Raw genomic sequence first — 12,987 nt, 5'->3', positions numbered from 1 at the left:
GCCTCGAGCGCTCTAGGTTTTCGCGGGCCTCAACGCCGCGACCAGCCGATCGGCCAAGTCGACGGGATCGCCGCTCGAGGTTCGGACCGTCGCCCAGGCGGCGACCTTGCCGCTCGACAGATCCAGCACCGCCAGGGTCGCCGTCCGCACCGGCCCGCGCCGCGACCAGGGGCAAAGCTTGGTCGGCGCGCTTCGCCAGGGTGAGACGCCCACCTGCGGGCCGACGGCGGTGGAGATCCCGACGACGGTCGGCGAGGTTGCGACCGCCACCTGCAGGCGGTAGCGGGCCGACGGCGCGCCCGACTGAACAGCGCCGACCTCGCTCATCCGACCGATGACGCGAGCCTCGATCGACCTGGCGAGAGCGGCGTCGGCGCCCGTCGGCGCGGCTGCGTCCCCGTCCACCGCCACGGCCTGGCCCTTCAGCACGGTCAGGTCGCCCTCGTGGGCCACCTGGGGTCGCATCGCGCACGCGCTCAGCAGAAGGCTCGCGACCAGGGTCGTCGACAGTACGCGCATGGAAAGTTTCCCCTTGAGGCGCTCTAAGGCGGCCTCGATCGCCAAGTCTAGCTTTGGACCAACCACTCGACCAGCCATCCCAGCCCCCAGCCAATCCCGGTCCAGAGCGCCAGGCTGAGCAGGGCGGCGACGAACAGCAGGCGCGGCCGCCGACGCGCACGATCCAGATCGACGCAATCGGCCATCGCCCGTAACGTCGCCCTCAGCGTCAACGGGTCTCGAAGCCCGGTTGACCGCGCAGCATGAAGTAGGCGTGGTCGGTCAGCGCCCAGCGACGGCTGTGCGGCCCATAGGGCAGGTGCAGCAGGTTGGCGGCGCGCGGGTCGCTGGCGCCCCGGCAATAGGCGGCGAACGCCTCGTCCAGCTCCCGCCGCATCGCTTCGGTCGGCCGATAGACGCCCCGGCGCTTGGCGACATAGGCCACGACCAGGTCGCGATGCGCCGCCCCGCCCAGGTCCAGCAAGGCCTCGGCGATCTCGCCGACCAGCGGGTTGAGGATCGCGATCTCGCTCCTCGTCCGCTCTAGGCCGCGCCTGTCAGGCTCCGCATGCGCCATCGATCCGTCCCCTGCCTGTTGCGGGCGGGAGTTAAGAACCATGAACAGCAGAGCGGCCAGAGGCCGAACACCGGTTTTTACAATACGTTACATTGCCAACCGCCTCGAACAACCCGGAGTGGAACGGCCGTCTCGATCGCCCCAGCGGGGCAGATCGGCGAAGAGCCAAATCTGACTAGGCGCCGGCCTGCCTGAGAGGCCGATTTTATCGAAGGAAGAAGGTTGGCGGAGACGCAGTCCATCGGCGCCCCCTAGGGGGCGAGGCGTCGCCTCCGGGATTGGACGTTAAGACCGAACATCTGGAACGCTGACGACCGGCGACAACGCGCCATGAGCCGACCTTGTCTTCACCACAGCTCTCCCTAGGTCGTGCACCCATAAACGCGAACGACCGAAAACGCAGGCATGACTGTTCAGGAAAAGGACGCCCGGGTCCAAGCCGGCTACTCGCCTACTGGACCCGGGCGAGATCGCCCAGGGGGAGGGGCGGACGACCCATGACGTCACCACGCCCTCGATGCGAAGAAACCTGCTGAATAGTTTCAGCAGATATTCTCGCCGGCTAGCGATGGTTGCGTTAACATTGGCAAATTTGCCCACCTATGTCCAACCCATAACTCGCTCTATATTGAAAAAATCTACGCGATGAGGCCTATACGAGTGCTCGAACCACAGGGGTGAGGCATTGTGTTGGGCTCGCGGCCAGATCGTCGGGCCATGAACTGATGTTTCGGCGCTGCCTGCAAACCAAGGCAAGCATCATAATAGAAGCTCGTGCCGCCGCTCGGCGTGGAAATACGAGGTCGCGGTCGCGCTCAGACAATCATGTTAGCGCAAACCATGGCTTGGACGCCGGGCAAGCTCCGACTAAGGATCGATTGGTATAGATAGGACTCGGACACGGCTTGGCAGGCACCAGGTCGGACGAGCGACAATTGCGAAATCGCCGGTTGCGTGTTGGACGCAGCGGTCAGTGGCCGGACGTGGCGACAGGGGAACGGATTGGCGAGGAAGGCAGGACAAGGTCGCGGACCGACGATCGTCGATGTCGCGATTAAGGCCGGCGTTTCGCCGATGACCGTTTCACGCGTGATCAATGGCCGGCCGGGTGTCGGTCCTGATACGCGCGCGGCGGTGGACGCGGCGGTCCAAGCGCTGGGCTATACGCCGAATGTCGCCGCGCGCAGCCTTGTGACCTCCGGCGAACTGAGGATCGGGGTGATCTACTCCAATCCCAGCGCCGCTTTCATGAGCGATTTTCTGACGGGCGTTTTCGAGGAGGCCTCGACGCGTGGTGCACGCCTGACGCTGCTGAAGGGCGAAAATGGCCGTCCGCCCGCCGCGGCGGCGGTGAAGGACCTGATCGCGTCGGGTATAAGAGGCGCGATCCTGGCCCCGCCGCTGGGCGAGTCCCCCGCCGTGCTGCAGCCGTTGCGCAAGGCCCGGCTTCCGCTGGCGGCGGTGGGCGCATACGACGTCGAGGGCGCGATCTGCGTGCGCATCGACGATCGCCGCGCCGCCTACGAAATGACCCGCGAACTGATCGGTCTTGGTCATCGGCGGCTGGGTTTCATTCTGGGCAACCCCGACCAGGCGGCAAGCGCCGAGCGCCTGACGGGCTTCTATGCGGCTGTCCGCGAGGCCGCCGGCGTCGTGACGACCATCGCTCAAGGCGATTTCAGCTTCACCTCGGGCCTGGCGGCGGCCGAGCAGTTGCTCGATGCCGCCATACCGCCAACGGCGATCTTCGCGAGCAACGACGACATGGCCGCCGCCGTGGTGTCCGTCGCCCATCGCCGTCACCTTGACGTGCCGGGCGAATTGACCGTCGTGGGCTTCGACGACACCTCGCCGGCGATCACGGTCTGGCCGCCGCTCACCACGGTTCATCAGCCTGTTCGCCGGTTAGCGGCCGAGGCGCTGGGCCTTCTGGCGGCGCAGATCACCAGCGGCGAGCCTCTTGGCGACAGCTCGGACCGCGTGCTCGACCATGAGATCGTCACTCGCCTTTCAACCGCACGCCTCTAGGCGCGCGGTTCAAACATCCTCGCGCCCGACATAGCGCCAGAAGGCGAAATCTGCGGGCATGCCGCTCCCGGACATATCCTGGCACGCCATCCCGACGAAGGCGCCCGTGAAGTTGGGCAACCCCGGCAGCGACGCCTCATCCGACAGTATGCTAGCGTCGAGCGTGCCGTTCAGGAGCGTCCAGCTCCCCTCCCCCGCGCCACGCCAGGCGAACCTGAGCTGATCGAAGTCGACGTCCACGCGCAGTTCGACGCCCCCTTCGGGCAGCGCGCCCACCACGACCTCAAGCGTGCAGCCGCCGGTGTCGGGGCAAGCCGTCATGACCTGAAGCCGCCGCGCGCCGTCCTCCCGCGTGACGTGGAGATAGTGGAACTTGGTGCTGTTGTAGTAGCAGATCAGTCCGGCCGCTTGCTGGAAGTCGGCGGGCTCGAAATCCAGACGGGTTGTCGCCGTGTAGCAAAAATGCTCCTGGCGTTGCGCGACGAGCGCTTGCCGGAACGGGCTGCCGACGGTCTCGCGACCATAGAGGCGCAGATGCCCCGGCCGGGCGGTCAGGCTGAACAACTCGTCGGGATAGGGCGTGCGGAGCCACTGCAACGGCGCGGGCAGCGCCGAGTCGTCGAAGTCGCCACTCCAGGTCTCCTCCGGCCAGGGGGCCGGCGCCAGGTTCGGGGCGGGCGGCCGTGGATCCGGGGCGGCGTCCACCGTCATGGTTCTGAGCCAGCCGTCTTCACACCACCGCATCGGCTGCAAGGCTGTCTCGCGACCCAGCACGCAACGTTGCCTGCCCGGCAGCGGACGGCCGCAGAGATACGCCATCCAGGGCGCGCCGTCGGCCAGCTCGACCAGGTCGCCGTGGCCCGCGCGCGCCAGAGGGACGTCGCGGCGACCGCCAGCGGATAGCACGACGCTGTCCGGATGAAGTTCGTAGGGCCCCATCAGGTCGCGAGAGCGCGCCATGACCACGGCATGACCCCAGCCCGTCCCGCCTTCGGCGACCAGAAGATGGTACCAGCCATCGCGTTTGTAGAGGTGCGGCCCCTCGGTGAAACCGCGCTCGGTGCCGTGGAAGATCGTCCGACGCTCCCCGACCAGCGCCCCGGTGGCGCGGTCAAGCTCCTGGATGACGATGCCGGCGAAGCGCGGCCTGTCGGGACGATGGTCCCACAGCATGTTCAGCAGCCAGCTGCGTCCATCGTCGTCATGGAACAGGGCCGGATCGAACCCGCTGCTGTTGAGATAGACGGGATCCGACCACGCTCCGTCGATGCTGTCGCAAGTCACCAGGTAGTTGTGGAAGTCGCGCAGGGTGACGCCCTTGGCGCCGTCGAGCGTCGACTGACCGAACCGTTTGACATCCGTATAGACGAGCCAGAAGCGGCCATCGACATGGCTGAGGTCCGGGGCCCAGACACCACAGGAATCGGGGTCGCCGCGCATGTCCAGCTGCGCGGGCCGGTTCAAGGGTCTCGCCGCCAACCGCCAGTTCACAAGGTCGCGGCTGTGATGGATCTGAACGCCCGGATACCACTCGAAGGTGGAGGTGGCGATGTAGACGTCCTCGCCCACGCGCACGATCGAGGGATCGGGATTGAAGCCCCGAAGGATGGGATTGCGAATAAGGGTCATGCGGGTTTGCGCACCAGGGTCCAGAGCAAGGCGGCGCCGATCAGGTCGAGCAGGCCGAGCACGATGAAGAAGGGGCCGTAGCCGATCTGGTCGACTAGGCGACCAAGGGCCAGGGTGAAGACCAGGACTCCGAGGTTCGCCGCCAGACCGGCGATGCCGGCGACGGTCGCGACCTCGTTTCGGGCGAAGAGGTCCGACGCCATGGTGATCACGGTCACGGACAAGGTCTGGTGCGCGAAGCCGCCCAGGCACAGCAAGGCGATGGCGGCGTAGGGATTGGCCGCGAGCCCGACGAAGGCCATGCCGATCATCAGCGCCGCTCCGAGCGTGAAGGCCCAGCGGCGTGCGTCGATCAGATGCACGCCTCGCCGCTGCAGGAAGCTGACAAGGGCCGGGCCGAACAGGCAGCCCAGGTCCGCCGCGAGAAACGGAAGCCAGGCGAACATGGCGATATGGGCCAGATCGAACCCCCGCTCCCGCGCCAAATAGAGCGGCATCCAGAACGACAGCATCCCCCAGACGGGGTCGGCGAGCATGCGCGGCAAGGCGATGCCCCAGACTTCGCGGCGCTTGGCCAGATCCATGAAGGCCGCACGCTTGCCGCGCGCGGCCAGGTGTTGCTCCTGACCTGCTTCGATATGGGCGCGTTCTTGGGCGCTCAGCCGCGGATGCTTGTCCGGCGAACGGTACCAAGCCAGCCACGCCAGGGTCCAGACCAGCCCCAGGACCCCGGCGGCGACAAAGGCCAGCCGCCAGCTATGCGTGGCGACCGCCCAGGCGACCAGGAGCGGCGCGAACACCGCGCCGAACGAGGCGCCGATGTTGTAGACGCCGCTGGCCAGGCCCCGCTCACGGGCCGGGAACCATTCGGCCGTCAGTTTCTGCCCTGCGGGTTGAGCCGAGCCCTCCGCCAGCCCCAAGGCGAAGCGCAGTCCGGCGAACGGGGCCCAGCCCTGGGCCGCGACGTGCGCGATGGTGATCAGGGACCACAGGGCCACGCAGACCGTGAAGCCCAGCCTCAGCCCGACGCCATCGAGGAAATAGCCGACGAACGGCTGAAGCATGACCCCCAGTTGAAACGCGCTGGTGATCCAGGAGTACTGCTCGCTCGAGATCGATTGCTCGCTGAGGATCATCGGCGCGGAAACGCCGAGCACCGAGCGGGACAGATAGTTCAGCACCATCGCCAGGACGAACAGCCCGATGATGGTCCAGCGCACGAACGGGAACCGCGCCCTCCCCACATCGCCAAGTTTGACGCCGCCGATCATACACCCGCCCCGATAACGTTATCATCGACCAGATTGGCCGATAGACCCCGCGCTCGTCGCGATTTTTACCGCGTCAAAGCGCTGAAGCCCGTCTTCACCCCTGGGTTAGCGAAGGATCAAAGGCGTTTCAACGTTAATATGTCGGAGTATTGACTTGCTGTAACATCGGACATACCAAATTTTACGATAACGCTACCATCGATGGCGAACACCTCGGGGGCAAGCGTCAAACGCGCCGATCAACGGCGCTCAGGGAGGGATGGAAATGGTCTTACATCGCAACGCGTCTTCGAATCCGCGCGCCGACAGGGGCGAAATAGTCCGGCAAATGAAACGCGAGGCGCTCGGTTCGGCCGGCGCGGCCGCCCTGCTGGCGAGCTTGATCGGCGGCTCGGCCCTGGCGCAGACCGCCGCTCCGGCCTCTCCGCCGGAAACCGCCACCGTTAGCGAGATCGTCGTGACCGGCACGCGCATCCAGACAACGGGCTTCACCGCGCCGACGCCGACCTCCGTGATCGGCGAAGCCCAGATCCAGAACAACGCTCAGCCCAACATCTTCGCCACCATCGTCCAGCTGCCGTCGCTGCAGGGCTCGAGTGGTTCGGCGACCAACACCTTCAGCACGTCGAGCGGCCAGCAAGGCCTCAGCTCGTTTTCGCTGCGCGGCCTGGGCACCATCCGCACCCTGACCCTGCTGGACGGCCAACGCGTGGTCGGCGCCTACTACACGGGCGTCACCGACGTCAGCCTGTTCCCGCAACTGCTGATCCAACGCGTGGACGTCGTGAACGGCGGCGCCTCGGCTTCGTACGGCTCGGACGCCGTCGGCGGTGTCGTCAACTTCATCACCGACACCCGGTTCACCGGACTGAAGGGCAACGTCCAAGCGGGCGTCTCGACCTACGGCGATAACGAGCAGGGCCTGGTCCAACTGGCCGGCGGCCGCAGCTTCGCCGGCGACCGCGTGCACGTGGTCGGCAGCGTGGAGTGGGCCAAGGAAGACGGCGTCGGCCCGGGCGACTTCGGCCTGGACCTGGCGGGCGACCGCGATTGGTTCACCCAGACGACGATGATCAACCGCAACGTCACCAACGACGGCTCGCCGCAGTACCTGATGCGCGACTACGCCCAGCAATATGCCTACACCAAGTACGGCCTGATCACGGCCGGTCCGCTGCAGGGCACCGCCTTCGACCAGAGCGGCAATCCGTTCCAGTTCCAGTATGGCTCGGGCGGCGTGCCGTCCAAGGCCGCCAACGGAGCCGTTATCGGTTGCTTCCCGGGCTCCTGCGTCGGCGGCGACCTGTCAGGCAACGTCGATAGCGGCCGCACGCTTCAGTCGGCGATTGAACGCAAGGTGGGCTACGGGCGCATCGGCTACGATTTCGCCGAGAACAACGAGGCCTACGTCTCGTTCAACCTGGGCCAGGTCAAGACCAGCAACCAGCCCGTCAACGGCATGAACAAGACCGGCCTGACCCTGCAGTGCTCCAACCCGTACGTGCCGGCCTCGGTTCAAGCCGCTTGCGCGACGGCGGGCATCACCAGCTTCCAGTACGGCGTCAGCAACGCCGTGCTGCCCAACACCAAGGTTCACACCGATCGCCGTCAATATCGCGTGGTCGGCGGCCTGAAGGGCAAGTTCGGGCTGTTCAGCAAGGACTGGAGCTATGACGCCTACTACGAGCATGGCGTCAACAAGACCGCCATCGACGTCGACCACATCCTGCTGACGCCTCGCTTCAACCAGGCGATCCAGGCCACCACGCTGAACGGCGCGATCGTCTGCGCCGATCCGGTGGCGCGCGCCAGCGGCTGCCAGCCGCTAAACATCTTCGGCGGCAAGCCCCCGTCGGCCTCGACCTTGGAATATGTCCAGCCCGCCGCCGGTCCGTTCCAGCGCCTGCGCATGACCCAGGACGTGGCCAGCCTGAACTTCTCGGGCGCGCCGGTCGAGCTGTGGGCCGGCCCGCTGTCGGTGGCCTTCGGTGCTGAATATCGCCGGGAATTCTACACCGTCCACGCCGACCCGTACGGCGCCGGCGTCTCTGATCGCAGCCCCTACGGCGGCGCCTATCCGGCCGATCCGCTTCTCGCACCGGTCGGCAACAACTGGCACGCCGGCAACTACAAGAATGGCGACGGCGTCTACAACGTCAAGGAAGCCTTCTTGGAAGTCGACGTGCCGCTGTTCGACAACGACGCCGTCGGGCGCGCCAACTTCAACGCCGCGGCGCGGGTGACCGACTACAGCACCTCGGGGACCATCTGGACCTGGAAGGCCGGCGGCACCTGGGACACGCCGGTCGACGGCGTGCGCCTGCGGGGCGTGATCTCGCGGGACGTCCGTGCGCCCAACCTGTCGGAACTGTTCGCCGCGCCGGTCACCACGACGCTGCCGAACTTCTTCGACCCCGTGAACAACAGGAACGTGGTGGCGATCCAAAACGTGGTCGGCAACCCGAATCTGACGCCGGAAATCGCGCGGAACTCCCAGATCGGCGTGGTCCTGGCCAATCCGTCCTGGCTGCCCGGCTTCAGCGCGTCATTCGATTACTACAAGATCAAGGTCGACGACGTCATCTCCAGCCTGGGTGCGGCTCAGATCGTCGACTACTGCTATCGCAACATCATACCGGAGACCTGCGGGACCTATAACCTCAACAACACCAGCGGCCCGAACTACATCAACGTCCAGTCCTTCAACCTGGCGTCGATCGAAACCAGCGGCTTCGACATCGAGGCCAGCTATCGCTGGCAGCAGCCGCTGGGCCTTCCGGGTAACTTCACCCTGCGTGCCCTGGCGACCCATATCCGCGACTTCTGGACCGACACGGGCCTGCCCGGCACGGTCCCGGTCGACTCGGCGGGCGTGAACCAGGGCAACACGCCCGACTGGAAGTGGCTGGCGATCCAGAGCTACGAGACCGACCGCTTCAGCCTGACGCTGCAGGAGCGTTGGTTCACCGACGGCAACTACGGCAACCAGTACGTCGTCTGCACCCCGGGGACCTGCCCGATCTCGACGCCCAACGCTCCGACGATCGACAAGAACTTCATGCCGGGCGCCTTCTACATGGACGTGGGCGGGACCTATAATATCCGTCAGGACGTGACGGCCTACTTCAAGATCGACAACCTCTTCGACCGCGATCCGGCCAAGTCGCCGAACTACGCCAACCCGGCCCTCTACGACATTGTCGGCCGGATGTACCGCGGGGGCGTTCGCTTCCGCTTCTAGTTTCTAGAGACCAAGATCGCCGCCGAGGTCGCCGAAAGGCGATGTCGGCGGCGATTTCTTTTTCGGGTCAAAGGCCAGCGCCGGGTCAGCGCTCCAGGAGCGCAGCGTCGCCCCAGGTCACCGGCAGGCGCTGGTTGTCCCCTTCAGGGCTGCGCGCGACGAGTTCGATCAGCTTCACCCCCGCGACCGGGACAGAGAGCGACTGCGAAGCCATGCCCCATTTGAGCGGCTTGCTGGTCGCCAACAGCTTGCCGTCCCCATAGACGGCGAACGTCACCTCGCTGGCCTTGTCACTCGCGCTGTCATCGACGCCGACGCTCGTGGTCAAGCGCGCCGCCTTCTCGTTCCGAACCTCGAGCCGCGAGTTGGCCAGTATCCCGACGCCCGCCACGAACCGCTTGCCCGCGATCTGAAGCAGCTGACCATACGGCGCGCTGTCGGCCCGCGCGCCGCCCCAGCCGGCGTACGACGGACGATCGCCGGCGCCGCCGGTTCCGCCCCAGCCCGCCGCGGTCCGAAAGATCGAGGGGTCGGGACTCGGTTGCACCACGCCGTCCACCGCTGGGTTCACGCTCCCCGGCTGCTCCGACAGATAGTAGCCGCCCTGCAACGAACGGGTCCCGTGCGCGCGGAAGATCAGCGTCTCGCGCGGCTTGACGTGGAGCTTGGTCCGCTTGGTGAAGGTAGTGCGCTGCTGGCTCCAAAGATCGGTCAGCTCGATGGGCGCATCATCTCTGAACTTCAGATGGCCCGCGTTCAGGTCAACGTCGTAGTCGCCCGAACCCCGGTTGAAGATCGCCACGGCCTTGTCGCCCGAGGCCAGGGTCTTCACCAGGATCTGCAGGTCGCTGGAGTCATGAGCCAGCGTCGCCTGGTTGCCGGCCGGGTCCTGATTGAGCGCGATGATGTCGGAGTTGCCGAAGACGTCCAGCAGCGCCTGGGGCGTCTTGCGCAGGTCGGTCCCGATCATCAAGGGCGCGTTGAGCATCGCCCAAAGCGCGAAGTGCGACCGGGCTTCGGTAAGGTGACCCGCGTCGAAGTCGCCTGCGCCGATGTGCAGCATGTCCGGATCGTTCCACGACCCGGGATGGGCATAGAGCGACCGAGTCACCGTCGTGTCGTAGTTGACCAGCAGCCGGCCCCAGGCCGGCGAGATGTCGTCGCTGGTGCGCGAGATGCCGCCATAGTCCTTGCCCCAAGCCCGGACGTTCGCGGCGCCCCAAACGCAGAGGGAGAGCAGATAGTCGCCGTCCGGGTTTTCCCGCGCCAGCGCGCTGTTGATCTGGCGGAACATCCCCTGGATCGCCGCGATGTCGGTGCGCATCACCTCGCTGGAGTCCAGGTACGGCCCCAGCGCCCGGAACTTACCCGAACGCACCCGTTCGCTTTGCGGCCCGTAGTCGCGCAGGCCACAGCCGTCGACCTTGATGAAGTCGAACCCCCAGTCCTTGAAGTAGAGCGCGATGTCCTGATCGATGCGCCCGTAGAGCCCGACCTCGCGCTCCAGGACCGTGCCCTTGGGCAGGTCGGTGTCGGTCGGCGAATAGGCCTCCGAACAGGTGTTGCGGCCCAGGTCGGAATAGATGCCGGCCTTCAACCCCATCGCGTGCAGCTTGTCGGTGAACGGCTTGAAGCTGGGGGCGTCACCGCCGGTGCGGGCCGAGGGAAACTTGTCGTCCCGGATGATCATGCGCCCGTCAGGCATCCGGCGCTTCAGCGCCCAGCCGTCGTCGATGTTGATGTAGCGATAGCCCTTGGCGGCCAACCCGCTATCGACGATCTGCTTCGCCGATCCCAGGATCTTGTCCTCGTCGATGTCGGTGGCGAAGGCGTTCCAGGTGCTCCACCCCATAGGCGGCGTGGCCGCGCGTCCAGCCGTATAGGCCGACCAGCGGCCGGTCGGCGCCAGCGGATCGGCCTGGGCGGCGGCGACAGATGGTCCAATGAGCGCGGCGATCACGCCCGCGGTCAGCAGCTTCCTCATCGTTTCCTCGTATCGTTCTGTTGTCGCGACGTCGCGGTCAGCGGGCCGATGCTGATATGCCCGCCTTCGTCTGCACGACGGGCTTAAGCGTTCCGTCGGCGTTGTAGTGGAGGCGTTCGACGGTCACGGCCCGGCGCCCGATCGCGCCGCTCTGATCGCCGATGGCCAGATCCGCGTTGTGCAGGAAGATGTACCAGTCGCCCTTGAACTCGACGATGCCGGGATGGATCGTGAAGCTGTATTTGCCCGATCCCGTGAGCAGCCCGCGATAGGTCCATGGCCCCGTGATCGAGGGCGCGGTCGCATAGGAAACGTGCTCGTCGCGCTGCGTCGACCGGTCGAGCGAGGCGTAGGTCAGGTAGTACAAGCCGCCGCGCTTGTGCAGCCATGGCCCCTCCTCGAAATGCGGCGGCGTGATCTCGGTGATCGGGCCGTCGATCTCGATCATGTTCGGCTTGAGCTTGGCGATATAGGCTTGGCGATTGCCCCAGGCGATCCACGTCGTTCCATCGTCATCGGTGAAGACCGTGGGATCGATATCCTCCCAGCTATGCGTCCCCTTGGGCGTCATCTGGTTGGTGATCAGGGCCGAGCCGCGCGCATCGACGAAGGGTCCGGTCGGCTTGTCGGAGACCGCGACCGCGATCGCCTTGCCGGGATGAGTGCTGTCGTGCTCGACCGCGGCGTAGAAGTAGAACTTGCCGTTCTTCTCGATCGCCTGCGACGCCCAGGCGTCCTTCTTGGCCCACTTGAAGTCCGTGGCCTTCATGATCGGCGGATAAGACGTCCAGGTCTTCATGTCCGCCGTCGAATAGACCAGCCACTCGCGCATGTTGAACATCTCGTCGCGCTGGGCCTCGTCGTGGCCGACGTAGAGAAACAGGCGATCGCCGACCACCAGCGGCGCGGGGTCGGCCGTGAACCTGTCGCGGAAGAGAGGATTGGAGCCCGGCGCCGGTGACTGCACTTCGTCTGCGCCCGCCGAAGACGCGATCGCCATGGTCGCCGCCAACGCAAGCGCCATCCATCTTTTACCCATCTTACGCTCCTCCCACAGGACGCTCAGGTTTACTCAGACAAATATTTCAGTCAATGGGCCAATGGTCGACATAGAATCCGAACGCGATTACAGCCAGAATAACATTTGGATCCGCTAATGAGCCTAGCTCTCGCCGTACTCGACAGATTTGTGGCGGATATTTTGTCAGACATAATATTGGTGTTTTACGATACGGCGGCCCGCGCGCGCCAATTGCGCCAGCTAGGTCCAGGTCGGTTCGGTCGGTGCTTCGAAGACGAGGCGGCGTCTGGTTACGTCCGGGATTTTTCAGGTGATGCCGCGTCGGCATAAAAAATTGGCCTGGCGGAAGGCCAGGCCAGTTGGGGGAGGAATTTTGAGGGTTCTGGCGAGTTGCGCTCGCCGTTCCGACCGGAGGGCGGACGGCGCCAGCGCCGTCCGCCCGAAGCCTAACGTCTAGAAGGTGGCCCGCATGCCCACGAGGACCTGACGGCCGGGCTTGTAGTAGGTGAAGGTGGCGTTGTCGTACTGGAAGTGCGAGCGCAGCTTTTCGTTGGTGATGTTGGTCACGTTGAAGGTCAGCTGCGGCACGTTGCCCAGGCCGAAGATCTTCTCCAGGTCGAAGCTGGAGGAGAAGTCGGTCTGCTTGTAGTCGTCGGCGAACAGCGCCGCGGCGGTGACGCCGTTCTGGTTGGCGCCGCTGGACTGCGAGCCCTTCCGGTAGACCTGGCTCAGACGCAG

Annotated in this window: 10 protein-coding genes; 2 read left to right on the top strand and 8 right to left on the bottom strand. The window is 65.7% G+C overall.

Annotated elements, in window-relative coordinates:
* Nucleotides 1–12 precede the first annotated feature (12 nt).
* The 3 genes from AC1DMQ_RS19680 to AC1DMQ_RS19670 are packed head-to-tail and all read right to left on the bottom strand — an operon-like array spanning nucleotide 13 to nucleotide 1,075.
* Nucleotides 13–519 carry a hypothetical protein gene (locus AC1DMQ_RS19680; protein ID WP_477035249.1) on the bottom strand — a complete coding sequence of 169 codons (507 nt, stop codon included), beginning with the start codon at nucleotides 517–519 and terminating at the stop codon, nucleotides 13–15.
* A 47-nt stretch (nucleotides 520–566) separates the two neighbouring features.
* The gene (locus AC1DMQ_RS19675; RefSeq protein ID WP_477035248.1) at nucleotides 567–704 is read right to left on the bottom strand and encodes a hypothetical protein; all 138 of its coding nucleotides are present in this window, start codon (nucleotides 702–704) and stop codon (nucleotides 567–569) included.
* Nucleotides 705–727: 23 nt separating this feature from the next.
* Nucleotides 728–1,075 (bottom strand): hypothetical protein, encoded by a 348-nt coding sequence (locus tag AC1DMQ_RS19670; RefSeq protein WP_477035247.1) that lies wholly within the window; start codon nucleotides 1,073–1,075, stop codon nucleotides 728–730.
* Nucleotides 1,076–2,077: 1,002 nt separating this feature from the next.
* Between AC1DMQ_RS19670 and AC1DMQ_RS19665 the strand changes: the two genes are divergently transcribed.
* A complete protein-coding gene (locus AC1DMQ_RS19665; RefSeq protein ID WP_477035246.1) occupies nucleotides 2,078–3,103 on the top strand; it encodes a LacI family DNA-binding transcriptional regulator in 1,026 nt (341 codons plus the stop codon).
* A gap of 9 nt (nucleotides 3,104–3,112) precedes the next feature.
* Here AC1DMQ_RS19665 and AC1DMQ_RS19660 read toward each other — a convergent pair whose 3' ends face one another.
* Nucleotides 3,113–4,732 carry a glycoside hydrolase family 43 protein gene (locus tag AC1DMQ_RS19660; RefSeq protein WP_477035245.1) on the bottom strand — a complete coding sequence of 540 codons (1,620 nt, stop codon included), beginning with the start codon at nucleotides 4,730–4,732 and terminating at the stop codon, nucleotides 3,113–3,115.
* Nucleotides 4,729–6,003 carry an MFS transporter gene (locus AC1DMQ_RS19655; protein ID WP_477035244.1) on the bottom strand — a complete coding sequence of 425 codons (1,275 nt, stop codon included), beginning with the start codon at nucleotides 6,001–6,003 and terminating at the stop codon, nucleotides 4,729–4,731. Before AC1DMQ_RS19655 ends, AC1DMQ_RS19660 begins: the two co-directional genes overlap by 4 nt.
* A gap of 328 nt (nucleotides 6,004–6,331) precedes the next feature.
* Here AC1DMQ_RS19655 and AC1DMQ_RS19650 point away from each other — a divergent pair, with 328 nt between their 5' ends.
* Nucleotides 6,332–9,244 (top strand): TonB-dependent receptor plug domain-containing protein, encoded by a 2,913-nt coding sequence (locus tag AC1DMQ_RS19650; RefSeq protein WP_477035243.1) that lies wholly within the window; start codon nucleotides 6,332–6,334, stop codon nucleotides 9,242–9,244.
* An 85-nt stretch (nucleotides 9,245–9,329) separates the two neighbouring features.
* On the opposite strand, the gene AC1DMQ_RS19645 is transcribed toward AC1DMQ_RS19650, so the two are convergent.
* From AC1DMQ_RS19645 to AC1DMQ_RS19635, 3 genes are all read right to left on the bottom strand, one after another.
* Nucleotides 9,330–11,228, bottom strand: coding sequence for an NPCBM/NEW2 domain-containing protein (locus AC1DMQ_RS19645; protein ID WP_477035242.1), 1,899 nt, complete (start codon nucleotides 11,226–11,228; stop codon nucleotides 9,330–9,332).
* Between the two features lie 37 nt (nucleotides 11,229–11,265).
* Complete coding sequence (locus AC1DMQ_RS19640; RefSeq protein ID WP_477035241.1) at nucleotides 11,266–12,267, bottom strand: glycoside hydrolase family 43 protein; 1,002 nt, start codon at nucleotides 12,265–12,267, stop codon at nucleotides 11,266–11,268.
* A 435-nt stretch (nucleotides 12,268–12,702) separates the two neighbouring features.
* Nucleotides 12,703–12,987: hypothetical protein (locus AC1DMQ_RS19635; protein WP_477035240.1), on the bottom strand; the 285-nt coding region annotated here is incomplete at its 5' end.

This window comes from Caulobacter sp. 05L422, assembly GCF_056397765.1.
The sequence above is the reverse complement of the archived record's forward strand: the minus strand, read 5'-3'. Positions and strand labels throughout refer to the sequence as shown.

Bases quoted from the DNA above. Each gene is read 5' to 3' on its own strand.
- AC1DMQ_RS19660 (WP_477035245.1), bottom strand. From the start codon at position 4,732: ATGACCCTTATTCGCAATCCCATCCTTCGGGGCTTCAATCCCGATCCC.
- AC1DMQ_RS19655 (WP_477035244.1), bottom strand. From the start codon at position 6,003: ATGATCGGCGGCGTCAAACTTGGCGATGTGGGGAGGGCGCGGTTCCCG.
- AC1DMQ_RS19640 (WP_477035241.1), bottom strand. From the start codon at position 12,267: ATGGGTAAAAGATGGATGGCGCTTGCGTTGGCGGCGACCATGGCGATC.
- AC1DMQ_RS19650 (WP_477035243.1), top strand. From the start codon at position 6,332: ATGAAACGCGAGGCGCTCGGTTCGGCCGGCGCGGCCGCCCTGCTGGCG.
- AC1DMQ_RS19670 (WP_477035247.1), bottom strand. From the start codon at position 1,075: ATGGCGCATGCGGAGCCTGACAGGCGCGGCCTAGAGCGGACGAGGAGC.
- AC1DMQ_RS19645 (WP_477035242.1), bottom strand. From the start codon at position 11,228: ATGAGGAAGCTGCTGACCGCGGGCGTGATCGCCGCGCTCATTGGACCA.
- AC1DMQ_RS19680 (WP_477035249.1), bottom strand. From the start codon at position 519: ATGCGCGTACTGTCGACGACCCTGGTCGCGAGCCTTCTGCTGAGCGCG.
- AC1DMQ_RS19675 (WP_477035248.1), bottom strand. From the start codon at position 704: ATGGCCGATTGCGTCGATCTGGATCGTGCGCGTCGGCGGCCGCGCCTG.